Origin of the sequence: uncultured Microbulbifer sp. (assembly GCF_947504145.1) — a bacterium.
GTDB lineage: Bacteria > Pseudomonadota > Gammaproteobacteria > Pseudomonadales > Cellvibrionaceae > Microbulbifer.
This window is the reverse complement of the sequence record NZ_CANNGQ010000001.1, coordinates 792130-817433: the sequence shown is the minus strand read 5'-3', so window position 1 is coordinate 817433 and position 25304 is coordinate 792130. Positions and strand designations below refer to the sequence as shown.

18 protein-coding genes are annotated in these 25304 nt (G+C 56.6%); 11 read left to right on the top strand and 7 right to left on the bottom strand.

Annotated features, from left to right (window positions below; genetic code table 11):
* Positions 1–3: 3 nt before the first annotated feature.
* A complete protein-coding gene (rmuC, locus tag Q1A74_RS03695) occupies positions 4–1404 on the bottom strand; it encodes a DNA recombination protein RmuC (RefSeq protein WP_299592480.1) in 1401 nt (466 codons plus the stop codon).
* 98 nt (positions 1405–1502) lie between these two features.
* Here rmuC and murI point away from each other — a divergent pair, with 98 nt between their 5' ends.
* The 6 genes from murI (at position 1503) to Q1A74_RS03665 (ending at position 11161) form a co-directional block, all read left to right on the top strand.
* Positions 1503–2330, top strand: a complete 828-nt coding sequence (gene murI / locus Q1A74_RS03690) for a glutamate racemase (RefSeq protein ID WP_299592479.1) — start codon at positions 1503–1505, stop codon at positions 2328–2330.
* 49 nt (positions 2331–2379) lie between these two features.
* Positions 2380–5115, top strand: coding sequence for a PD-(D/E)XK nuclease family protein (locus tag Q1A74_RS03685; protein ID WP_299592477.1), 2736 nt, complete (start codon positions 2380–2382; stop codon positions 5113–5115).
* Complete coding sequence (locus Q1A74_RS03680) at positions 5112–8615, top strand: exodeoxyribonuclease V subunit beta (RefSeq protein ID WP_299592476.1); 3504 nt, start codon at positions 5112–5114, stop codon at positions 8613–8615. The genes Q1A74_RS03685 and Q1A74_RS03680 overlap by 4 nt, the downstream gene beginning before the upstream one ends.
* Before the next feature lie 260 nt (positions 8616–8875).
* Positions 8876–9949: a 3-deoxy-7-phosphoheptulonate synthase gene (locus Q1A74_RS03675; RefSeq protein ID WP_299592474.1), complete on the top strand. Its 1074-nt coding sequence runs from the start codon at positions 8876–8878 to the stop codon at positions 9947–9949.
* Positions 9950–10086: 137 nt separating this feature from the next.
* Positions 10087–10560 (top strand): DUF2269 domain-containing protein, encoded by a 474-nt coding sequence (locus Q1A74_RS03670; RefSeq protein ID WP_299592472.1) that lies wholly within the window; start codon positions 10087–10089, stop codon positions 10558–10560.
* Between the two features lie 49 nt (positions 10561–10609).
* Positions 10610–11161, top strand: coding sequence for a YdeI/OmpD-associated family protein (locus tag Q1A74_RS03665; RefSeq protein ID WP_299592470.1), 552 nt, complete (start codon positions 10610–10612; stop codon positions 11159–11161).
* Between the two features lie 27 nt (positions 11162–11188).
* Here Q1A74_RS03665 and Q1A74_RS03660 read toward each other — a convergent pair whose 3' ends face one another.
* Positions 11189–11692 (bottom strand): nuclear transport factor 2 family protein, encoded by a 504-nt coding sequence (locus tag Q1A74_RS03660; protein WP_299592469.1) that lies wholly within the window; start codon positions 11690–11692, stop codon positions 11189–11191.
* 355 nt (positions 11693–12047) lie between these two features.
* On the opposite strand from Q1A74_RS03660, the gene Q1A74_RS03655 reads away from it, so the two are divergent.
* Both Q1A74_RS03655 and Q1A74_RS03650 read left to right on the top strand, forming a co-directional pair.
* Positions 12048–12524 carry a hypothetical protein gene (locus Q1A74_RS03655; RefSeq protein ID WP_299592467.1) on the top strand — a complete coding sequence of 159 codons (477 nt, stop codon included), beginning with the start codon at positions 12048–12050 and terminating at the stop codon, positions 12522–12524.
* Between the two features lie 12 nt (positions 12525–12536).
* Entirely contained in the window at positions 12537–13127 is a 591-nt protein-coding gene (locus Q1A74_RS03650) for a hypothetical protein (protein WP_299592464.1), read from the top strand.
* Between the two features lie 51 nt (positions 13128–13178).
* Here Q1A74_RS03650 and Q1A74_RS03645 read toward each other — a convergent pair whose 3' ends face one another.
* The 3 genes from Q1A74_RS03645 to Q1A74_RS03635 form a co-directional block, all read right to left on the bottom strand.
* Complete coding sequence (locus tag Q1A74_RS03645; protein WP_299592463.1) at positions 13179–14120, bottom strand: hypothetical protein; 942 nt, start codon at positions 14118–14120, stop codon at positions 13179–13181.
* A 97-nt stretch (positions 14121–14217) separates the two neighbouring features.
* Positions 14218–14865, bottom strand: a complete 648-nt coding sequence (gene tmpT, locus Q1A74_RS03640; protein WP_299592461.1) for a thiopurine S-methyltransferase — start codon at positions 14863–14865, stop codon at positions 14218–14220.
* A 128-nt stretch (positions 14866–14993) separates the two neighbouring features.
* Complete coding sequence (locus Q1A74_RS03635; protein ID WP_299592459.1) at positions 14994–15911, bottom strand: hypothetical protein; 918 nt, start codon at positions 15909–15911, stop codon at positions 14994–14996.
* A gap of 130 nt (positions 15912–16041) precedes the next feature.
* On the opposite strand from Q1A74_RS03635, the gene hrpB reads away from it, so the two are divergent.
* Positions 16042–18579: an ATP-dependent helicase HrpB gene (hrpB, locus tag Q1A74_RS03630; protein ID WP_299592457.1), complete on the top strand. Its 2538-nt coding sequence runs from the start codon at positions 16042–16044 to the stop codon at positions 18577–18579.
* 132 nt (positions 18580–18711) lie between these two features.
* Entirely contained in the window at positions 18712–19716 is a 1005-nt protein-coding gene (locus tag Q1A74_RS03625) for an endo alpha-1,4 polygalactosaminidase (RefSeq protein ID WP_299592456.1), read from the top strand.
* A gap of 95 nt (positions 19717–19811) precedes the next feature.
* Here Q1A74_RS03625 and nfuA read toward each other — a convergent pair whose 3' ends face one another.
* Together nfuA and Q1A74_RS03615 are read right to left on the bottom strand one after the other, a co-directional pair.
* Entirely contained in the window at positions 19812–20414 is a 603-nt protein-coding gene (nfuA, locus tag Q1A74_RS03620) for a Fe-S biogenesis protein NfuA (RefSeq protein WP_299592455.1), read from the bottom strand.
* 111 nt (positions 20415–20525) lie between these two features.
* Positions 20526–21206 carry a type 1 glutamine amidotransferase domain-containing protein gene (locus tag Q1A74_RS03615; RefSeq protein ID WP_299592453.1) on the bottom strand — a complete coding sequence of 227 codons (681 nt, stop codon included), beginning with the start codon at positions 21204–21206 and terminating at the stop codon, positions 20526–20528.
* Positions 21207–21510: 304 nt separating this feature from the next.
* On the opposite strand from Q1A74_RS03615, the gene metH reads away from it, so the two are divergent.
* The gene (metH, locus tag Q1A74_RS03610) at positions 21511–25218 is read left to right on the top strand and encodes a methionine synthase (protein WP_299592452.1); all 3708 of its coding nucleotides are present in this window, start codon (positions 21511–21513) and stop codon (positions 25216–25218) included.
* The last annotated feature ends 86 nt before the right edge of the window (positions 25219–25304 follow it).

Here is a 25304-nt window from a genome sequence, read left to right as displayed (position 1 = left end):
GCGTTATTCCACTTCGTTCTCGGTGGCGACTTCTTGACTACTGTCTTGCGGCGCCGGCAATTTGTGGCTGTCTTCCGCTTTCTCACGCAAGTCTGCCGCAATCTGTTTACGGGTCTTGGCGCCGAGCTTGCGCAGGCTATCGATACGCTTCACGGCATTGCCGCGGCCCGTAGCGAGGCGTTTGTAGGTTTCCTGGAAGGCTTCGTCGGCCTGGCGAATACGACTGCCCAGGTTATCCAGGGATTCCAGTACCAGGGCAAACTGGTCATGCAATTTGCCGGCTTCGTCGGCAATCTTTTCCGCATTCTTATTCTGCTTCTCATAGCGCCATATATTCTCAACCGTGCGCAGCGTTGCCATCAGGCTGGTGGGACTCACCAGTACAATCTGACGTTCGTAGGCAAAACGGAACATTTCCGGGTCTGCCTGCATGGCGAGCATATACGCTGCTTCGATCGGTACAAAGATGAAGACGAAATCCAGGGTGCGTACCCCTTCCAACTGCTCGTAGGCCTTCTTGTTCAGGCCAGTAATATGCGCGCGCAGGGAGTTGACATGCTGTTTAAGGGCCTGGGTACGCTCCTCCTCGGTTTCCGCAGACGCGTAGCGCTCGTAGTCCACCAGAGAAACCTTGGAATCAATAATCAGGTCTTTGTCTTCCGGCAGGCGCACGATTACATCAGGCTGGCGCCGGCGGCCCTCGGCAGAGCTGTCTTTGAGGGAGACCTGGGTCTCGTACTCGCGCCCCTTCTGCAGGCCGGACTCCTCCAACAAGCGCTCCAGAACCACCTCGCCCCAATTGCCCTGAATCTTGCGGTCGCCCTTGAGAGCGGAGGTGAGGTTCAGGGCTTCGTCACTGATCCGTTGGGTCTGCTCTCGCAGCGCCTTGATCTGGCCCAGCAGGCTATTGCGTTCGGCGTTCTCACGGTCGTAGACATGCTCTACCCGCTTGCGGAAATCCCCCAGCTGGCGCTCCAGCGGATCCAGGCTCTTGCGCAGGCTGTCTTCGCTGCGACGCTGGAAGGCTTGTTGCTTCTCTTCGAAGATGCGATTGGCGAGGTTTTCAAACTGCTCCGCCATACTCGCGCGTGTCTGCTCCAGCTGCTGCTTCTGCTCGGCGAGGGCGGCCTCACTCTTCTCCACCAGCACCTGATAGCGTGCCAGCTGCTGGGATTTGTTCCCCAGTTCGTCACGCAGTTGCTGCACATCCAGATCCAGCCTGGTCTCGCGCTCCAGGGCGCTGGCCAGCTGCGCGGCCCCCACCTGTTCCCGCCCCTGCAGTTCACGCAGCTGACTGACCAGCCGCGCCCGCCCCACCCAGACAGCCATTGCCAGGAGGGCTAACGTGACCACACCGGCAACAATGGTTTGCTCCAGGGATATTTGCAGGGGGAACCAGGTCATAAAAATCACTTAAACTTATTTGAAGCCGCCGGCTCGGGTATCCTTACCGGCGCCAATCAGATGCGAGAGACAGGCAGTTGCGGGAGACAGGATTTTAGATGCCAGACACAAGCGGCCATTTTAACAGGGCCCCCAGTGCATTGATATTCGATTCCGGGGTCGGGGCGATCAGCATTGCGCGGGAAGTCCGCCGCCAGATCCCCGGGTTGACCCTGCACTTTGGTGTGGATAACGGCTTCTATCCCTACGGGACCAAGGCGGAAGAAGATCTGCGACCGCGTATCGTTCAGATCGCCCAAACCATGATGGCGCGTAGCCAGGCCGACATCCTGGTGGTCGGTTGTAACACCGCCAGCACGCTGGCGCTGCCAGAGCTTCGAGACACCCTGGAGTGCCCGGTTGTGGGCGTGGTCCCAGCCATCAAGCCTGCCGCCGAGGAAACCCGCAGCGGTATCATCGCCCTGATCGCCACCGAGGGCACGGTCAACCGCCGGTATACCCGCGACCTGATTGCACAATTCGCCAATGGTCACCGGGTAATCAATGTGCCGGCACCGGAATTGGTGCGGCTGGCAGAAGCCAAACTGCGTGGAGAAACGATCAACGCTGATGACCTGGCGCCGGTGCTACACCGGATATTTAATACCGCCGGGGGCGACAAAGTAGATATCGCGGTACTCGCCTGCACCCACTTCCCGCTGCTGCGCGACGAGTTGGATAGATTTGCCCCCAGGCGTATTCGCTGGCTGGATTCAGGCCCGGCCATTGCCCGGCGGGTACGCTGGTGGCTCGACGAGCTACAACTGGTGCTGCCCACATCACCGGCGGCCAGCAAGTTGCTTATCAGCGCTGAAGACCCGGACAGCCACATAACCCGTGCCTTCGGCGAATTTTCACCGGTCAACATCCAGGCAGAACACAACTAAAACACCACAACACTGCACGACAATAAATTCAATCAGGCCCGCCATACTTATGCTGCAACCGGCATTTCCCGTACTGGAAATTTTTTCGCACCTGCCCGACAACGGGCTGCTGCTGACTCCCAACAATCGACTGCGCAACCGCTGCCAGCAGGTATATGCCGGCAACCAGCCCAGCAACACCTGCTGGGCTCCCCCGCCGGTGGAATCCCTGCAGAGCTGGCTCGACAAGCAGTGGTTCCAATTGCAGCAGCAGGGTTGGCAACCGGCATTCAAGCAGGTGCTCAACCGCGAACAGCGCCAACTGCTGTGGCAGAAAGCACTGGACGAATCCCTCGAGCGCGCGCTGCTGAACACCACCCAGCTGTGCCGCGATGCGGACAGTGCCCTGTCGCAGTTGTTGCAGTGGCAGCTAGTGGAGGATCTCGACCAGCTCGACGCCGCCATAGAACCACTGCTGGAGCAGTTCGCCCTGTCCCTGAGCCTCGATGCATTCCCGCTGTTCGCCATGATCCGCGCGTTCGCCGCACAGCTGCAGCCACACAACGCCATTACTCAGGACCAGCGCGACCAATTAATACTGCGCGCCTTTACCGACGGTGTAATTCCCAGGCTCCCACAGATCGACACCGCTGGTTTCGCGCAGATCTCGCCCCTACATCAGTCGATCATCGACCGAGCGGCGGCGCAGATCGTCAACCATGCGGGCACAGTGTGTTCCGCGCGTATCGCTGCCGCGCCCTGTCAGAACCTGGAGCAGGAGCTGGTGCAAGCGGCGCGCTGGGCGGCGGGTAAACTGCAGCAAAATCCACGCAGCAGTGTCGGCATCGTGGTCAACAACCTGGGCCAGTGCCGCGCCCTGGTCGAATCCGTGTTTGCGCGTATTCTGGAACCGCAGTTTCTCGATCCGCACCAGGCCCGCTACACACTGCCGTTCAACTTCTCCGCCGGTACCCCACTGGCACAAACACCGATCGGCAGTACCGCGCTGCAACTGCTGGACCTGCTCACGGACGACTGGGACTACTCTCAGCTGCGCAACCTGCTGTTCACCCCACTGTGGGGTACAGATGGTGAATTGCGGTTGCGCACCGCCTTGTTCCGGCGCCTGCAAAAAATGGAATTGCGTCGGGTAGACGGTGCTACCCTGCGCTACTGGGCCGAGCGCACCGCCGAAGAATTACAAATCGCCGACCCGGACCTTTCAAACCCGCAACTACCCGGGCAACTGGAAAAACTGGGCGATTGGCAACGGCGCTGGCAAAAAGCACCGGCAGAAATCTGGGCCGCACGCTTTTCGCAAGTATTGGATACATTGAGCTGGCCAGGCAGCCGCAACCCGGATAGCCAGGAATACCAGCAGCTGATGCACTGGGAGAGCGCCCTGGAAGATTTCGCCAGCCTCTCCGGTTTTTCTGGCACGCTCACACTGACACAGGCACTCCAGCAGCTGCGTCAGATCGCCAGCCGCACCCCCTTCCAGGCGGAAACCCGCGATGGCCCACTGCAAATCCTCGGCGTGCTGGAGGCTGGCGGCCTCGCCTTTGATCACCTGCGCCTGGTGGGCTTTGGTCAGCAGCAGTGGCCCACGGCCCCCTCCCCCAACCCACTGCTGCCCATTCAATGGCAAAAGCACTGGAAAATGCCTCGCGCCAGCGCGGAACGGGAGCTGGAACTGGCCCGCGAACTCACCAGAGACCTGCTCAATGCCAGCACAGACATCGCCATCAGCTACGCCTCGGAAGAAGACGGTGTACACCAGGGCCTGAGCACCTTGTTTGGCGAACTGGAAAGCACCGCACCGCTGGACACCGATGCACTGACAACACACTTCCAGGAGCTCGCGGTCGTCACCGCACTGGAAAAAACACCGGACGGCAAACTGCCAGCACTATTGCCCGCCGAGTGCGAACGCGTGCGCGGCGGTGCCTCGGTGCTCAAAGCCCAAGCACTGTGCCCACTGAATGCCCAGTTGCGCTATCGCCTCGGCGCACAGAGGTTTATGGAACCCTCTATTGGCCTCAGCCCGGCCGAGCGCGGCAATGTTGTGCATCAGGTATTGGCGGAATTCTGGCAGGCCTGCGGTAATAGTGAAAAACTGAAAGCGCTTGAAGAACAGGAGCGCACACACCAGGTCCAGTCTGCCATCGAAAGCGCACTGCGCGGCGCGCGCAAAAAGCACGGTCATCTACCCACTGGTTTCTGGGACATGGAGCACCAGCGGCTGCAGCGGCTGATAGAGCAGTGGCTGGACCTGGAATCGAATCGTCCAGCGTTCAACGTGGAAAAAATCGAATGGGAGCAGCAGGTTTCCATTGGCGATCTGCAATTCAATCTACGTCTCGACCGCCTCGATACGCTGAACATGATCGACGGCACGGCGCAGCAGACCATGGTGATCGACTACAAAACTGGCCAACCCAGTATCAACGACTGGCTGCAAGACCGGATACGTGAACCACAGCTCCCCCTCTACGCCCTATTCCAGCAAAGCGCCCACGCCATTGCCTTTGGTCAGGTGCGCACCAGCGACTGTAAATGGAAAGGTTGCGGCGATCTGGAGCAACCCATCAATGGCATCAAAGCGGTAGCCGACACCCAGAAGGACTCCCCTTTCGGCACCTGGGAAGATCTGGTTCAACACTGGCAACAGGGCCTCGAGTTGCTCACCGGCGAGTACCGGAACGGCATCGCCACCCTGCGATTCGACCGCAAGCAAGACAACACCAATCAAAATGAACTCTGGCCCCTCAACCGCTGGCCAGAACGGGAGCAGGCCGCCCAATGAGCCACGACGCAATTGCAGATTCAACGATGCCGCCTGGCAACCAGCCCATCGACGCAAAGGCCCGCGGCCGCGCACTGGATATTACCCAGAGTTTTGCCGTATCCGCGCCCGCAGGCTCCGGAAAAACCGGCCTGTTAACCCAGCGGGTACTGAAACTACTCGCCGCCTGTCAGCAGCCGGAAGAAGTACTGGCGATCACCTTTACCCGCAAGGCCGCAGGCGAGATGCGCGAGCGTCTTATTGAGGCGCTGCAACATGCCCGCAACAGTGAGCGCCCGGATAACCCCCACGAAGCGATCACCTGGGAGCTCGCTCGCGCCCTGCTCGCGCGCGATGAGGAACTGAACTGGCAACTGCTGCAGATGCCCCAGCGCCTCAGAATTCAGACCATTGACGGCCTCTGCCGCAGCCTCGCCAGCCAGCTGCCTATTGAAAGCGGCCTGGGCGCTCCCGGGGAGCCTCTCGAGCAAACCCAAATCGCATTTGAAGCTGCCGTGGTCAATCTGCTCAAACGCCTCGACGGCGAAACTCCGGACACCGCACTGCAACAGCTCCTGCTGCACCTGGACAACGATCTGGGCCAACTCAATAAACTGCTGCAAATACTGCTGGAAAAACGCGACCAGTGGCTGGGGCCACTACTGAATGTGGGTCACCAGGACACGCAGGACTATTTCCATTTCGCCATTGACGAAATGGTAAGCGAACGGCTGGAACAACTGGCCAGGCGTTTGAGCCTGTACCAGGGTGAACTACTGGAGCTCGCAGATTTTGCGGGTAATTATTTACGCGATAACAACAGCGGGCACCCGCTAGCGGCCTGCGCAGGTATCGAAGAATTGCCCGGCGCAGACGCCAATGCCCTGCCAGAATGGCTGGCCCTGATCAACCTTGTGGTCACCGACAAAAACGGACTGCGCAAGCGGGTGGACAAACGCCACGGATTTCCGACTGAAAAAGAAGCCCCTGGAGCCGACAGCTACAAAAGCAGGCTCTATGCACTGTCGGCAGAAATCAGTGACAACGCGGAACTCGTTGAATCCTTTGACGAGGCGCGCGCCCTGCCCACCGGTCTGCAGCAGGGGCAATGGGAACTGCTGCAATCCCTGGCACAGGTATTGCCGAGGCTGGTTGCGGAGCTGAAGCTCGTATTCCAGCAGCTGGGCGCAACCGACTACACCGAGGTTGCCCAGGCCGCGCTAATTGCACTCGGTACCAGCGATGCCCCCACTGATCTCGCCCTGAAACTCGATCTCCAGACTCGCCACATTCTGGTCGACGAATTTCAGGACACCTCGCAGATGCAACTGCAGCTACTGGAAAAACTCACTGCCGGCTGGGAGCACGGCGACGGCCGCACTCTGTTTATCGTGGGTGACGGCATGCAATCCTGCTATGGATTCCGCAACGCGAACGTGGGCATTTTCCTCGCCGCCCGCGACCGGGGAATTGGAGAGGTGACGCTGGAGCCGCTGGATCTGCAGGTAAACTTCCGCTCGGAAGGCGCGGTGGTGGACTGGGTGAACGAAACCTTTGCGAGCGCTTTTCCCGCTCAGGACAACATCAGTCGCGGCGCGGTGAAATATTTGCCATCCCACGGTTTCAAGGGCAACAAATGGCCTGCACCAGCGGTCAGCTTTTACGGCTGTGTCAACGACGACAGCCGCGATCTGGAAGCTGAACAAGCGGTAGCACTGGTAGAAAAACTGCGTACCCAGGACCCGGATGGCAGGGTCGCAATTCTCGTGCGCAAGAAAAAACATCTCGGTCGAATTCTGCCGGCACTCAGCGCCGCCGGGATTCCGTTTCAGGCACCGGACCTGGCACCGCTCGCCAGTAAAATGGTGGTGCTCGATCTGCTCAGCCTCACCCGTGCCTTACTCGACCCCAGCGATCGCATCGCCTGGCTTTCGATTCTACGCGCACCTTGGTGCGGACTGCAGCTGCCGGACCTGTACACTCTGGCCAATTGGGGCAATGGCACCCCGGGCGATCCCGCATACAAGGGACCTATGGATACCAGCGCGCGTCCGCTTCTGCAGGCCCTACAGGATAGTGTCGGCGGCTCCGGAGAAATCCCACTACTCAGCGAAGACGCCAAGCAGCGCCTGCAACGATTCGCAACCCCACTCCTTCGCGCCTGGCAAGAACGGGGGCGTAAACCGCTACGGTTATGGATTGAGGGGCTGTGGCTGGCCCTTGGTGGCCCCGCCACTGTGGCCCACAAAAATGATCTGGAAAATGTGCAGGACTTTTTCCAATTACTGGAAAAGTTCGATACCGGCAGCGCCATCACCGATTGGACCCAGTTCCACAATGCACTGGAAAAACTCTTCGCCCGCCCCGGCGATGATGCCAGTGTACAGGTAATGACCATCCACAAATCCAAAGGGCTGGAGTTCGAGCACGTTCTGATCCCGGGGCTGGATCAGGGTGGCAAGCCTGGCAGCGATCAGCTGTTGCGCTGGGCGGAATGGCTGAACAGCACTGGTGATAGCCGCTTCATGCTCGCTCCGAAAAGCGCCCGCGGGGACCGTGATCCGCTGTTCGACTATTTGCGACACGACAACAACGAGCGCGAGCGCCTTGAAGGTACACGGCTGCTGTACGTAGGCTGTACCCGCGCCATTCGCTCTCTGCACCTTCTCGCCTGCGTACAGCGGGATGAAAAGAATGGCACTCTGAAAGCACCCGGTTCCGCCGCCCTGCTCGCCGGTATCTGGAAGACCATCACGACTAACGAAGACTCTGGCTGGTGCTTGTGGCCGGAAGCGCCAGAGCACGAAACAACGGCAGACAGGTTCGCTGATGATTACGATTACCTGCTGCGGCTACCGAGTAACTGGCAGCCCCCCAAACTGCCCGAAGAACAGTATCTGGCCGAGTACCGCACACCGGATTATCGCGCCATCGAAATGGATGAAGCCAAAGAGCCCAACCTGCCGGAAATGGGCCAGGTGGCCCAGCGTTGGTTCCGGCACGCCGGCACTGTCGCCCATGAAACGCTGGCAACGCTCAGCGAAAACAGTCGTTGGGTCGAGCAAAGCCCGGAGACCCTTGCCGAAACCTTGCGACCGCTCTGGCGGCTACGATTGAACCAGCTGGGGATTCACGGCAGCAAACTGCCGGAGGCCGTGGAAAAAGTCGAACAGGCAATCCTGCGCACCCTCAACTGTGAGCACGGACGCTGGATCCTCAACGGCGACCACCAGGAAGCCGCGTCAGAGCTGGAACTGCACAGTGGCGGCCGTCAATTGCGCCGGTCCATCATCGACCGGACGCTCGTGGACCGGGAGGGTCAGCGCTGGATCATCGATTACAAAACCGCCGAGCCCGGCGCAGACGAGGACAGAGAACTGTTTTTCGCCGATCAGATTGAGCGCTACCGAAAACAGCTGGATGGCTACCGCAAGCTGTTTTACCAGAAAGGTGAATCCAAGATTCGCTGCGCCCTGTACTTCCCGCTGCTGCAAGCACTTGTGGAGCTTCCGCCGGAGTAATTCATAGCAGAACACTCTGGCGAAACGCGGGGTCATCCTAATTTTTGCCCCGCGCGCCCCAGGCGAGAACAATTTCATCCCAACTAAGGCATCATATTCCGGACAGGTCTTCTGAAAAGCTCCCATATCCGTGACGCGTAAAACTGTTTCAAATGAAACCCTAGCCCTCTCTTGCGCCACTGGTTAGCATAACTGCCCCGCAGAGTACTGATTGTGGGCACGGACGCGATTAAATTATTGAATTAAGTAGTGACTTAACCATGACCACGCAGCAGTTCGACGACCTGAATGTCGTCTCTCAGGACATCCTGATTACCCCGGAAGCGCTGAAAACGGAACTGCCCGTCAGCGAGGCTGCCGAAGCTTCAGTAGCCGCCGGCCGCACCGCAGTGCGCAATATTCTGGACCGCAAAGACCACCGCCTGATGGTTGTGATCGGCCCCTGTTCCGTCCACGACGTGGACGCGGCCATCGACTATGCCAAGCGCCTCAAAACGCTCGCGGACCAGGTTTCTGACAGCCTGCTGATCGTCATGCGCGTGTATTTTGAAAAGCCACGTACCACCGTGGGCTGGAAAGGTCTGATCAACGATCCGCACCTGGACGACTCCTTCAAGATTGAAGACGGCCTGCATATCGGTCGTAAGCTCCTGCTGGATATCGCCGAGCTGGGCCTGCCCACCTCGACCGAAGCCCTGGATCCGATCTCGCCCCAGTACCTGCAGGACCTGATTTCCTGGTCCGCCATTGGTGCACGCACCACCGAATCCCAGACTCACCGGGAAATGGCCAGCGGCCTCTCTTCCGCCGTGGGCTTCAAGAACGGCACCGACGGCAGCCTGGAAGTGGCCATCAACGCCCTCCAGTCCACCGCCAATCCACACCGCTTCCTGGGTATCAACAAGGAAGGCCAGGTAGCGATCATCCACACCGCGGGTAACAAATACGGCCATGTGGTACTGCGCGGTGGCAACGATAAGCCCAACTACGATTCCGTCAGCGTTGCCGTGTGTGAGAAAGAACTGGAAGACGCCGGCCTGGTGCCCAACATCATGGTCGACTGCAGCCACGCCAATTCCAACAAGAACCACGAGCTGCAGCCTCTGGTAGTGGACAACGTCACCCACCAGATTCTGGATGGCAACAAGTCTATTATCGGCATTATGGTCGAAAGCAACCTGAAAGCTGGCAACCAGAAGATCAACAAAGATCGCAGCCAGATGGAATACGGGGTTTCGGTGACGGATAAATGTATCGACTGGGATACTACCGAGAAACTGCTACTGGGAATGGCAGAACAGTTGCGTGGACCACTGAAGGCACGCAAAGGGTAAACTTCTACCCAATTTGCACCCAACCTGAAAGGACCGGCACAGCCGGTCCTTTTTTGTATCTACGCTGACAAACTGTTTAACTTGGTTTTCAAGGAACAACTGCAGTCAACGTGAACCAGAAAGCACGCGAGTGACAATTGGAAGACTATTTTCTATTAAAAATGGTGCATATTCTGTCCGCCGTTATAGTAACGGGAACCGGTGCAGGTATTGCCTTCTTCATGTTTATGGCGAGCCGCTCATCCAATATCGCCGCTCTCGCCGTAACAACTCGGCATGTGGTACTGGCCGACTGGTTATTTACTGCACCCGCCGTAGTTGTCCAATTCGTATCCGGCGTACTCCTGATGGACAGGCTCGGTTACTCCTTCTCATCCACCTGGTTTCACTTCGTAATCACGCTCTTTCTTTTCATAGGGGTATGCTGGATACCAGTTGTTGCTATTCAATACAAACTCAAAGCGCTCGCTGACGCATCCCTGGACTCCGGTGAACTGAACCCGGGTTTCACGAAATGGATGCGATATTGGACCGGACTGGGTATTCTAGCTTTTGGAGCAATATTAACCATTTTCTGGTTAATGGTATTCAAACCGTTTCCTGTAATTTAGATGTTTTGTATTTTCCCTAAAATCAATTTATCGCTAGACCGCAGATAAGATGTCTACCGCAAACACAGATTCACAGTTCAACGCACGAATTCTGCGCCCCAAGCAACCGGGCAATGGCACACACTGGGCTTTCGTCGTCTTGCCAAAAGAAGCCAGCGCCAAATTACCAAGGCGCGGTCGCACGACCGTAGATGGGACAATAAACGGCAAACCTTTTACGATTCAGCTTGAGCCCGACGGGCAGAAAAGTCATTGGCTGAAAATTGATGAGGTGTTGCTCAGGGCTTCCGGGGCCAGCTACGGCGACCTTGTGAACTTCCACATCAGGGCCGCCGCCGAAGAGCCCGATCCTGAGGTCCCGGCAGATCTGGCAGAGGCATTAGTGGCTTCGCCAGAGGCTATGGCCACCTGGGATACGACCACTAATCTATCCCGCGTAGACTGGATTCACTGGATAACATCTGCCAAGCAGCAAAAAACGCGAGGCAAACGCATCAACGATGCCTGTGACATGCTCGCAGCGGGCAAAAAGAAAGTGTGCTGTTTCGACACCTCCGGGTTTTACAGCAAAGCGTTCAAGGCGCCCGAGGCGTTTGACTAGCTCACGCCTCCCTCCCCCTGATTCGGATTACTGATGTTCCTTAATCAATTTAGTGACCTGCTTTGCCAGGTCATTGGGGACAGGAAAATGCAGGTTATACTGAGCGATTCGCCATTTCCCGCCCTCTTTAACGAGCACACCGCTGCCACGGCACTCTCCATACGCCTCATTATCCAGAAGCTCATCAAACCAGGCCACATCATTGTGTACCACAATTGAGCGGTCTCTCGGCACATAGGTCCAGCCCCTACCCTCGCTGAAATACGGTTTCACATACTCCTTAAAAGTATCCACGCTCCAACGCTCGTCTGCGTCGGTTCCCAAAAAAACACCGTCTCTACTGAATAGACTAAAGTAGGCATCAAAGTCCGCATTCGCAGCAGCTTGGTGAAACTTATCCAGCTGCTTAGAAATAGCCGCGTCTTCCGTTGCTGTATTGGCGCCCATATCAGCTAGCGCTGAACCAGCCGGCAGAATAAGCGCCACAACCAGTATCCACGATTTAACCCACAGCGCACCTCGATAAGCCATACCATTACTCCATTTTTTCTATTGTCGGGCTGTCGCCCGATTGAGTGGTCAAAATTGCGGAACGTGCTATACCCATTAGATTCGTCAAAAGCCAGCTATGCAAGAAAAGCAGAAACTTAGGTACATCCAGGTCGCCCTTCTCACGCCTGGCGCCACATTCATCTGTACGACCTGCGCGATGATAATGCGAATATCGTATTGGTGCAGTGATATTTGATGGCGCGCAAAGAAAATTGATTACTATAAACATCAACTGACATTTATTATGCGCAATCATATTCGACCAAGAGCCTACCGATCTTTAGGCACATTCCTATTGGTATATATACTGCCTGTCTGCAGCAGCAGTAGTGAAGTGCCATTCTTTATCGACACCGCGGATTTGATACAAAAATCAGCGAAAGAAATATATAGAAAAAATGTAGATCTTGAACCCGGAGATCTCGTCAGCACACTGGACCCGGTTTGGATCAGTTGTAAAGCCGGCAGGCAAAGGACGTTTACGGTTCCCAGCGAGACCCAATGTCCGGCCCAACAAAAAATTCAGACGCCTTGTATCGCGAAAGTTAACTTCCCTATTCGCACAACCATTTCAACCGACGTAACCGTTCTCAGCGACGGACAGTGCGAAATTAATTTTAGCTACGACTTTACTAGTTCCGAACAATGGGAAAATGGATATATTCAGGCGAGCCTCAACAAAGGATCGGGAAGCGGCAGTGTTCGGGGCGACTGTGCGAAAATAAAAGCCTACGTAGAAATCGAGGAAGCCGTACAAATACACGAATCCGCGCTAAACCGGCAAATATCAACTCCTAATATATATGAATGAGTGGTACACAGAATGATGATCAAGATGAAGACTTGTAGCGTCGCTGTCGCTCTCGTTTTGTGTCAATTCGTCTCAACACAAAGTGTTGCAACCCCTGATAACCAACATTCGGCCCCGAGTTTTATTATCGATATGGCAGCGCTGATAGAAAAAGGGGCAGCCAAAGCCATTCGAGACCATAGTGGACTGGGCATGGACGACCTTCTGCTAGAGCACGGCACAGTACGGTTCTGGTGCTCCGCAAAAGCGAACTGGAGGTTTGTCGATGTATATTCTCTGGAAGTTCCAGACCAGTCCGGGCCGTCGGCGTTATGCGAGGCGAAAATTCAACTGATCATCAAAGACACCCTTAATCACGAAGTAAAACCCGCTGCGGGCGCTCCAGGCTATTGTTATGACACAATAGATTTCGAATCTATCGATGTGACGATATATGGCAACGGCTTTATGGAGTCATCAAGAGGAAAGGCGCACAGCGGGGGCACAAATTCATGTAATGACCAGCGTGAAATTTCAGGAATTCCGGAGGCGATCGCGAAGTACACAAGTAAGCCGGCAGCGGAAAATGAAGCGGATACCGGACTTGATGGGCTAGCCCCTTAAACTCCCAAGTGACTGCACCGCCCGGCAATGGGGAAACCATTGCCCAATGGATCAATCCGTGTCTATACGCAGCCCCAAACGTTTCCAGTTCCTTTCCTCGATAGCGCGGTCCAATTCCTTCGCGCGCCGACGCATATCGTCAACCTGATACTCATAGAATTGATCGAAAACCTGACGTTCGAAAACTTCAAGGTCGCAGTGCACGGAGTTCCTGCAATGTAAATATTCCCACGCGAGGCTGTCATCGGCTCTCAGGTAATACCCAGCGTCATCGACAGAAGCATCATATTGTGTCGATTCCACAAACCTGCGAAAAAAAGAAAAAGCGACTTGGCGGATAACACGCTCCTGAATCCAGTCCCCGCTCGCGGCTGAAATGCCGGCCTGAAGCTGACGGTAAAGTGCATCGCTATATTCAGCTTCCAGACTCACCAAGGAAGTCGCGATCTCCGCTACCGGGAGGTTATCGGCAGCCTCCTCCAGCCAGAATGCCCATAGCGAATCCAGGTCGAACCCCTCTAACAGGTCGTATAGCCCACCACACTGTTCAAGATTTCCTCTGTAATCAGCCAGCAATTCATCGGACATATCTCCCCGAGCCTCCAGCCTTGCGAGAGACTCTTTCGACTGGATAGAGGAATGACGACAACGCTCTAGAATCTCCGTGAGTATTAGCTGGGCTCTGGAATCTCCAGCTTCCGCACGACCGAGGAACTTTCGGTAAGCAATATGTGGCGGCTCAGTGAGGACAATCACGGCTTCGCTATTGTTTTGGCCATCACCACTACGAGCTTGATGTAGATCGGGCCGAGGCTCTTTTCCCTGAATGCGCGGAGCCTGTGAATGGATCGGCTGCTCTTTCTGATCGGTCGTCGCGAGCGGCGCCGGGTTGGCGTTTCCCTTCTTGAAGACAAAGTACAGCCCAAAACAAAGTGGAACTGCAGCGAGCAGCAATAAAGCAACGCCTCTGGCTGAAACCCATTTCCGCTTCATGGAACCCCTAAACTTTAATAGCGTGCGTTAATACCACTACCTCTGCCATCAACCCCTTCCATCGATGCAAATTACGCAGTGAAGCTCAAAGCGCCGCTCAAGCGCTCTTCGCTGGCTGTAACAGCCATACCTGCTCTTCTGCCGGACATTTCCCTTTCAATCCACCCTCGACGGCGACAGAATCCAGCAGGTTTAACACATATTGCGTGCCGTATAGCGTTGCCACTTCGTCGGGGCCTACCCGAAATGGCGGCCCGGGCAGCAAGTTCTGGTCGTAGTCAAAACTAATAAGTAATTGCGGAGCGGTCTTGGCAATAGTGGTCAAGTGGCCCGCATATCGAGCGCGCATATTTTCGGGCAGTGCCACCAGTGCGGCGCGGTCGTATATTGCGTCGATGGCACCTAACATCTCAGCGGTGAGGTGAAAAACATCACCGACAAAAATATCGAGTCCGTCGCTGCTATAGCGCCGCAGTGTATTCAACTGTTCAATCTCTGGCTCAAGTTCCAGCTGCGCAAACAACTGAATCACTGCCTCCTCGCTCAGTTCGGCCCCGCAAACACGGAAGCCCTGAGTCAGCAGCCAGCCGATATCCAACGTCTTTCCGCACAGTGGCAGAAATACGCGACTACCCGGTGCCAGCCCCAACTTCTGAAAATGCGTGACCAGCAGCGGGTGGGCATCGCTATTGTGAAACCCGATTTCATTTTTTTGCCACTTTTCAAGCCAGAATTCTTTGTCCATTGCGCTGTCAGCTCCGATTACAACACTGCAAAAACTTCTTCATCTTCCCGTTTGGCCACCTTTTGCTGGCCTTCATTCAGGCCGAGCTTCCAGTAGCTGGCAATATACCGGGACTTTGCGTCCACTTATCAACCTCCACCGGAAACAATCGAGTGGTTAGCTAGCACGCCTTCAGCAAGTGCCACAGACCAGATCCGCGGGGGTAGCCTTCGATCGACCGAGGTGGGCCGACTGGGATCGGTTGTTACCACAAGAGCCTCTTCGCGCCACTCCACCCCTACGATGGTGCCGGCCCTCAGTGAAAAGCGTACCAGATCGACACCATCCGGAAAGCTCGTGGTATAAGCCCGCAGTATGGAATATCGCGGCGCGCTGCTGAAGCCGCCGGAACCATAGCTGACGTCGTCGGCATAAATGGCCACCAGAACACCATCAAAGCCTTCGGGTGCAAACGTCTTTGGGGGCCTGTGGTGGGTGAAATACAGGTTTTTCACGAGCAGTATGTGTCGACTGTCCTTGTGGGAAACTTGCCAAAGCTGGTTTTTTCCATATGGCCGCTCAATGGGATTGGCCGCAATCAGGAACCAATCTTCGTTGACACCGCCGATATAGTTGAACCCGGAAAATGGACCATCGGAAAAGTCGGCCACTAGGGGCCCAAGCTCATCGTCATTGCGGGCAAAGATTTTACGATCGAAAAAAACCTTGCTGTCGACCCCAGGGGATTGCGCAAGGGCCTGGACTCCGCGGCCAGCGTCGCTGTCAAATATCCCGCCGGCTTTTTCCAGTTTCCCTTCCGACGTTAGCAACTCAATTTCTGCCGCGGGAACATCGCCAGCAGTATGGCTATGCTGCCATTCCAGTGGTGGCAGCTGATGGGGAACTTCAGATACATGCACACCAGGGCGCAGTATAAGAAGTGTCTTATCGGTAAGGACTGTCAACTCGGCAAACTGCGGAGCGAAGATCATCCGGATAAACACAAACGCAAAAAATACGAAAACGACCGCACAACTTATGCCGAATCCGATTCCGATCCACTTCACAACCTCCATAGACTTCCCTCTCTATTGGCCACACATCCCAATTGAATGTGGAATATACCAATCCAAATACCGCTGAAACAAAGCCAAAGCCACCCTTCCCAGGCCACAGGTTACCGCTATAATCGGCGCCATGTCTGATTTACCTATTCAGGAAGTACTACCAACACTGCTGGACACATTGGCCGCCCACAGCAATGTGGTTCTGCAGGCCCCTCCAGGTGCCGGTAAAACGACCGCGGTGCCGCTTGCCCTGCTGGATAGCCTGTGGCTCCAGCACCGTAAAATCATCATGTTGGAACCACGCCGCCTGGCTGCCCGTTCCGCGGCAGCGCGCATGGCAGAGTTACTCGGCGAACCCGTCGGCAAGACCGTGGGTTACCAGATCCGGGCGGAGCGGAAGTCCAGCCGGGACACCCGAATTCTTGTCGTCACCGAAGGTATTCTGACCCGCCTGTTGCAGTCTGACCCGGAACTCGCCGATACAGCTCTAGTGATCTTCGACGAATTCCACGAGCGCAATCTTCAAGCGGACCTGGCACTGGCTCTATGCCTGCAATCCCAGGAAGTACTGCGGGACGACCTGAAACTGCTGGTAATGTCCGCCACACTGGACGCCGATGCCGTAGCCGGGTTGCTCGGCAACGCACCCGTCATCACCAGCGAGGGCCGGGCCTATCCGGTCGAGATTGAATACCTCCCCCACCGTGAAGTCCCTGAGGATGCACGCCAGCTGCCGGTGCTGATGAGTCGCAAGATTCAAGAACTGGTTTCACGAGAAGAAGGCAGCCTGCTCGCCTTTCTACCCGGGGTGCGGGAAATCCTCACGGTGGAAAGCAACCTGCGCGACGCATTTTCCGGTCGCTCGGATATAGTCGTTACACCACTCTACGGCAATCTGAACAAACAGCAGCAGGATGCCGCTATCGCCCCCTGCCCCGACGGCAGACGCAAGATCGTGCTTGCCACCAATGTGGCCGAGACATCCATCACTATTGAAGGTATTCGGCTGGTAGTCGACTCGGGCCTGATGCGCGAATCCCGCTTCGACCCCAATACCGGTATGAACCGGCTGGTAACCACGCAGATCTCGCAAGCATCCGCAACCCAACGAACCGGCCGCGCTGGGCGCCTCAGCGCGGGTTACAGCTTGCGCTTGTGGAGTGAATCCACCCAGCGGGGAATGACAAAGAAAAACGCACCGGAGATCCTGCTGAGTGACCTCGCTCCCGTCATGCTGGACCTCGCACAATGGGGTATTACCGACGTTGCGGAGCTGCACTGGCTCGACCTACCCCCTCCCGGCCCTGTCGCCCAGGCGCGAACACTGCTGCAGGAACTGGGCGCGCTGGATGACGATCTGCGCATCACCACGCACGGTGAAGTGATGCTCAGCCTGGGAGCCCACCCTCGACTTACACACATGATGCTGTGCGGCAATAGATTGGGTCTGGCGGAGCAAGCCTGCCTGCTCGCAGCACTACTTTCCGAACGGGATATTTTCCGCGGTGAGCAGCGCTGGGACCGGGATATTCATAAGCGTATGGAGGTGTTGGACAGGACGCGTAAAAACAATAGCGCCGATCAGGGTCCTGTACATCGTATTCGGCAGCAAGCGAAGACCTGGCAAGCACAGCTTCCCCGGAACGCACGCTCACACCACCAAGTGCCGGACCGGCTCGACACCACCGGAATTCTGCTCGCCTACGCCTACCCGGACCGCATCGCAAAAAATCGCCACGACCGCGAGCGACGCTTTCTGCTATCCAACGGCCGCGGTGCGCAGTTTTCCCACGACGACGCACTGGCCCAGGAAGACTACCTGGTGGTCGCCGACCTCGATGGTCACGGACGCGACGCCCGCATTCAACTGGCCGCGCGCATTTCCAGTAACGCCCTGCACGAATATTTCGACGATCGGATCGTCCGCGAGACCGCTGTGCGCTGGGACGACAATGCAGGGCGTGCTGTGGCCAGTGAGCAAATCCGCCTGGAAAAACTTGTTCTCAATGAAAAACCAGCGAAGAAAATTTCTCCGGAACTACTAAGCCGAGCGCTACTGGATGCCATCCAACAGAAAGGATTGCACATTCTCCCCTGGAGCAGCGAATCAGAAAGCCTGGTTGACCGGGTACGCTTCTTGTACGAACAGATAGACGCGAATCCCGATCTAGCGGGACAGCTATCGCTGCCAGACTGGAGCCAACGGTCCTTGCTGGACACTATGGAGAGTTGGCTGCTACCGCACCTGCATGGACTAAACAAGCTCGACCAGCTCAAGCAGCTGGACCTCAAAAGCATACTGTTGGCGGAACTGGAATGGCGAACACAGCAACAACTGGATACGCTGGCCCCGTCACATATACAGGTGCCAAGCGGCTCCCGTATTGCCATTAATTACAGCGAGTCTCCCCCTGTACTTCCGGTCCGCCTGCAGGAAATGTTCGGACTCGAGCAAACTCCCGCAATACTGAATGGTCGCTACCCGCTCATGATTCACCTGCTCTCACCGGCCAGACGCCCAGTGCAAGTCACCCGAGACCTGGCAAGCTTCTGGGAAAACACCTACCACGAAGTGAAAAAGGAACTGCGCATCAAGTACCAAAAGCATTTCTGGCCAGACGACCCGGCAACAGCCCAGGCAACCAGCAAGACCAAGAAACGGATGTAGCGCAAAAATTTAGAGCAAGCTCGAAAGGTGCACTTTCCGCTGACTCCCCGTACAATCGCTTGACAGGAAAACAAACGGGGCAGCCCGTCATTGTTACAATGTTCAGCCACGCCTTTAGCCGAGTCTCTTCCCGTGAAATGGACCTTCTGCGCCAAATTTCTGCTTCCCACCCTGATTGCAGCAACCCTCACCGCCTGCAATCTTGAAGACGTGCCCAACCTGTACCCTGAGCAGGGCCACACCGACCACCCTCAGGAAATGAGGGATTTTGTCGGCAGTATCCAAGGCTATGCGCGCGGGCTGAAAACCGGTTTTATAGTGATTGGGCATGGCGCCCTGCCACTGTTGAGTACAAACGAGCTCACCAGTGGCGACCCAGACAGCGTATATATCCGCAGCCTGGACGGCGTTGCACAAGATGCCGTTTTTTACGGCCACGCGGGAATAGACCAACCGACATCGGATAGCCGCCGCAATAGCCTGCAGAGCTTTCTGGATATGGCGCGGAACACGAGCGGCACCACAATAATGGTGACGGACTTCGCGATATCCGAGCAAAAAATTGATAACGCATACCAGCTGAGTAACGATGCCGGCTATTTGGGATTTGTCGCCGACCATACGGAGCTCGACAACATTCCGATCTACCCCACCCAACCCTACAACATCAATCGCCGCGACATTTTTGACTTGGACGATGCCAGCAACTTTCTGGTATTGACGGATACCCGACTGCATTCAACGCGCCAGCAACTGGTCGATGAGCTCGTCAATACCGACTACGACGTGATTGTGTTGGATTTCTTTTTCAATGGTGAAGAGTTCACCGCGAATCAGATTCGTCAACTGCAACGAAAAAGTAACGGAAGAGCGCGAAAAGTACTCGCCACTGTCAATATTGGCCACGCTGAAAATAACCGCTACTACTGGGAAAACCACTGGGTCTCCAACCCGCCAGACTGGCTGAATGAACAGATCCCCGGCAACAATGGCCTGTACTACGTCAATTACTGGAATCCCGCCTGGCAAGATATTATTTCAGGGGACGAAGACTCCTATATCTACAAAATCGCCAATGCAGGCTTTGACGGCGCCTATCTGCAAGGGCTCGATGCGTACGAGCATTTTCAGGACTGAGCAGCGCTCGCCCCACCCCCTTACCGATACAAATTTTATCGAGCGCATAAAAAACGCGGCAATTGCCGCGTTTTTTGTTTCGGAAAGGATTCGGCTCAGTAGTAAGCCTGAGACTTGTCGGTATGGTCGGTAATGTCTTTCACACCGGCCAGTTCTGGAACCTTTTCTTTCAGGGTTTTCTCAACACCTTCTTTCAGGGTCATGTCTACCATGCCGCAACCCTGGCAGCCGCCGCCGAACTTCAGAATCGCATAGTGGTCCTCGGTGACTTCCACCAGGCTGACCTGACCACCGTGGGAGGCGAGCCCCGGGTTTACATCGCTGTACAGAACGTAATTGATACGGTCTTCAATGGGGCTGTCATCGGTGACCTTGGGCATACGCGAGTTAGGCGCACGGATGGTCAGCTGGCCGCCCATCTTGTCTGATGAGTAATCCACCCGGGCTTCATCCAGATACGGAATACTGCGGCCCTCAAAGTAAGCCTTGAACCCGTTCAGCTGCATTTCCAGGTCACCCTCGTTCTCTTCGCCGGGGCGGCTGTAGGCAATACAGGTCTCGGCGCTGGGCGTACCCGGATTGGATACGAACATGCGGATAGCGATGCCCTCGCAGTCCTGCTTTTCCAGCAGGTCGCGGAGATACTCCTGAGCGGAGTCGGTGATGGTTACGTTCAATTCTGACGGTTGTTCTGACATATACCTTCTCAATAAACCGGGTTTGAGCAACCGGGCTACAAATAACCGAACCCGAATACCCGAGCGCTAGTGTCGGGTATTTTACGCGCAACCGCGACCAAGTAAAACCGGTTATGAGGCAAGCGCACCCAGCAATGCCCTGGCAGTCGCCTCTGAGGAGCCGGGATTCTGGCCGGTAATCAGCAGCCCGTCAGTACAAATGTGGCTCTGCCAGTCACTCCCTTTGGAGTACTCACCACCACGTTCCTTGAGCATATCCTCCACCAGAAACGGCACCACGTCGGTCAGGCCTACGCCCTCTTCCTCACTGTTGCTGAACCCTGTGACCTTGCGTCCCTTCACCAGCGGCTCACCGCTTTCATCCACAGTGTGACGGAACACCGCGGGCGCGTGGCAGACCGCACCCACTGGTTTGTTGGCCCGATAGAACCCGTGAATGATGGCAATGGAGCGCTGATCCTCCGCCAGATCCCAAAGCGGGCCATGACCGCCCGGGTAGAAGAGTGCATCGAACCACTCGGTATCCACGTCATCCAGGGTTTTGGTGTTGGCGAGCGCCTCCTGAGCCAGCGGATCGCTGCGGAAGCGTCGGGTAGCCGCTGTCTGTGCGTCGTCTGAATCGCTCTTGGGATCCAATGGCGGCTGACCGCCCTTCGGTGACGCGAGGGTCACTTCTGCCCCGGCATCCACAAAGACATAGTAAGGCGCGGCAAACTCCTCCAGCCAGAAGCCGGTTTTATTGCCTGTATCACCCAGCTCATCGTGGGATGTCAGTACCATCAGAATCTTCATCGAACCTCCCGCGCACTCTGTTTCACAACGCCTGTTTCACAACGCCATAACTCTAGAGTCCTTGATGGCGATCGGTTAGCCGGATTTCCACCTCATGCTACTGCCAGCGCTAGAACCATTGGTTACAAGCATATGCGCACACGATCTTCCGGGCGGCCTTCTCCACTACGCGGGAGGCCTGTCGTGGCGCCGGTTTGTGCTAAGATTGCCGCCCTTTTTTGAACACCCGGTGCATTTAGTACTCGCTAGTAGTACTCGCTAGTGCCCAGCCAACCGGGAACCAATCGGCAACAAGGAAATGACCATGTCGGAGAATCGGTCTCAGCAGTCCCGTGACCAACGCCTACAGCAGCTTCAGAGCGCCCTCGAAGCACGCATCGTGATCCTGGATGGCGGCATGGGCACCATGATTCAGCAGGAAAAGCTGGGTGAAGCGGATTACCGCGGTACGCGCTTTGCGGACTATCCCTCCGACCTCAAGGGCAACAACGACCTGCTGGTTCTGACCCAGCCGGACCTGATCGAGCGCCTGCACCGGGAGTACCTGGAAGCCGGTGCCGATATCATCGAAACCAATACGTTCAACGCCACCCGCCTGTCCCAGTCTGACTACGACATGGAAGATTTGGTGCCAGAGCTGAACCTGGTGGCCGCACAGGTGGCCCGCCGTGCCGCCGACGCCCTCTCCACCCCGGAGAAGCCCCGCTTTGTGGCCGGGGTGCTGGGCCCGACCTCCCGTACCGCCAGCATCTCTCCGGACGTGAACGACCCAGGCGCGCGCAATGTGACCTTTGACGCGCTGGTGGAAAACTACATCGAATCCACCAATGCGTTGATCGACGGCGGCTCGGACCTGATCCTGATTGAGACCATTTTCGACACCCTGAACGCCAAGGCCGCCATTTATGCGCTGAAGAAGGTGTTCCAGCAGCGCGGCTTCGAGCTGCCAATCATGATTTCCGGCACCATCACTGATGCGTCCGGCCGCACCCTTTCCGGCCAGACCACCGAGGCCTTCTACTACTCGATCGCCCACGCCAATCCGCTGTCTGTGGGTCTCAACTGCGCCCTGGGTGCCACCGAACTGCGCCCGTACGTCGAGGCCCTGTCCGGTGTCTGTGCTTCCAACGTCTCCGCCCACCCCAATGCGGGCCTGCCGAACGAGTTCGGCGAATACGATGAGACCCCGGAACAGACCGCGGCGATTGTGGCGGAATTTGCCCAGAGCGGCTTCCTGAATATCCTCGGCGGCTGCTGTGGCACCACACCGGAACACATTCGTGCCATTGCCGACGCGGTTGCCGATATAGCCCCGCGCAAGCCACTTAAATTGAAACCGGCCCTGCGCCTGTCCGGCCTGGAACCGTACGTTGTCGATGAGAACGCGCTCTTCGTGAATGTGGGTGAGCGCTGTAACGTCACCGGATCGGCGCGCTTCAAGCGTCTGATTATGGAAGAGGATTACGATACCGCTCTGCAGGTCGCCGCCGCCCAGGTCGAAGACGGTGCCCAGGTGATCGACTTCAACATGGACGAGGCGATGCTGGATTCCGTCGCCGCCATGCGCCGCTTCCTCAACTTGTGCGCCACCGAGCCGGACATTTCCAAAGTGCCGTTTATGGTGGACTCCTCCAAGTGGGAAGTGATCGAGGCCGGGCTGCAGTGCATCCAGGGCAAACCCATTGTTAACTCCATCAGCCTCAAGGAAGGCGAAGAAGACTTTATTGACAAGGCGCGCTCCTGCCTGATGTACGGCGCTGCCGTTGTTGTGATGGCCTTCGACGAACAGGGCCAGGCGGACACCTTCGAGCGCAAGACCGAGATCTGTAAGCGCAGCTACGACATCCTGGTCGACAAGGTGGGCTTCAATCCTTCCGATATCATTTTCGACCCAAATATCTTTGCCGTAGCCACCGGAATTGAAGAGCACAACAACTACGCGGTGGACTTTATCCAGGCCACCCAGTGGATCCGCGAGAACCTCCCGGGCGCGAGCGTCTCCGGTGGTGTGTCCAACGTTTCCTTCTCCTTCCGCGGCAACAACCCGGTGCGCGAGGCGATCCACTCCGTATTCCTGTACTACGCCATCAAGGCGGGACTGAACATGGGGATCGTCAATGCTGGCCAGCTGGCGGTCTACGACGATTTGCCGGAAGAACTGCGACAAAAGGTTGAGGACGTGATCCTCAACCGCAACGACGATGCCACCGAGGCGCTGCTGGATATCGCGGAGAAATACCGCGGCGACGGCTCCACCGCCGAACGCAAGGAAGATCTGGCCTGGCGCGAGCTCCCGGTTAAGGAGCGCCTGGCGCACTCGCTGGTGAAGGGCATCAACAACTTCATCGTTGAAGACACGGAAGAGTGTCGCCAGCAGGCCACCCGCCCCCTGGACGTGATCGAAGGCCCGCTGATGGACGGTATGAATATCGTCGGCGACCTGTTTGGCGAAGGTAAAATGTTCCTGCCGCAGGTGGTGAAGTCTGCGCGGGTAATGAAGCAGGCAGTAGCCTACCTGCAGCCATATATCGAGGCGGAAAAAACCGTCGACAGCAAACCCAATGGCCGCATTCTGATGGCGACGGTAAAAGGCGATGTACACGATATCGGCAAAAATATTGTCGGCGTAGTACTGGCCTGTAACAACTTCGAGGTGATCGACCTGGGTGTGATGGTGGCTGCAGAAACCATCCTGCAAACCGCCAAAGAAAAGAACTGTGACATCATCGGCCTCTCGGGCCTGATCACCCCGTCACTGGATGAAATGGTGCACGTTGCCGCAGAAATGGAACGCCAGGGTTTCGATATCCCACTACTGATCGGCGGCGCCACCACCTCCAAGGCGCACACCGCAGTAAAAATCGACCCACAGTTCAACCGCAACCAGACCGTGTATGTTGCAGATGCCTCCCGCGCAGTGGGTGTGGCAAGCAAACTACTCTCTGACGAATTGCGCCCAGCGTTTGTAAAAGATATTCAGGAAGAATACGAGAAGGTGCGGCACCGCACCGCCAACCGCAAACGCAACGACCCGCGCCTCAGTTACGAAAAAGCATTGAAAGCAGGCCCGCAGTTTGACTGGGCAAACTTCGAGCCGAAAGCGCCGAACAACCCCGGGCTGACGGTGCTGGACGACTTCCCCCTGGAAAAACTCGTCGACACCATCGACTGGACACCCTTCTTCATTTCCTGGGATCTCGCCGGTAAATACCCAGCGATCCTGAACGACAATGTAGTGGGCGAAGCCGCAACGGACTTGTTCAAAAACGCCCAGACCATGCTCGCGGATATCATCGACAACAAACGCCTTACCGCCCGCGCGGTATTCGGCCTGTGGCCGGCGAATTCAGATGGCGATGACATCATCGTGTACACCGATGAGAGCCGTACCGAAGAGCTGGCACGACTGCATCAAATGCGTCAGCAGGTACAGAAGCGCGGCGGCGACGGCTTGTGCCGTTCGCTGGCAGACTTTATCGCCCCGGTCGATTCCGGTGTCGCCGATCATATCGGCGGCTTTGCGGTAACCACCGGCATCGGTGCCGACGAGCTGGCAGCCGAGTACGAAGCCAAGCACGACGACTACAGCGCGATCATGGTCAAGGCACTGGCGGATCGCCTTGCCGAATCCTTCGCCGAGCACCTGCACCGGGAAGTACGTAAAAATTACTGGGGCTATCAAGCTGACGAAACCCTCAGCAATGAAGAACTAATCAAGGAAGGCTACACCGGCATCCGCCCTGCCCCGGGCTACCCGGCCTGCCCGGACCACACCGAGAAAGCCACCCTGTTCAAATTACTCGATGCAGAAAAGAGTGCGGGTATCGAACTTACCTCTAGCTTCGCCATGATGCCCGCCGCGGCGGTCAGCGGCTGGTACTTCGCCCATCCGGAATCCAAGTATTTCAATGTGGGCAAAATCAGCCGGGATCAGTTGGTAAGCCTGGCGGCGCGTAAAGGAATGACGGAGCAGGAAATGGAGCGCTGGTTGCGGCCGAATCTCGAAGATTGATTGAGGCCCACGTTTTACCGGTAGGGGCCAGCCTTGCAGACGAAAGGAGAATCGGGTTCACTGAACCTTATTGTTCGCCCGCAGGG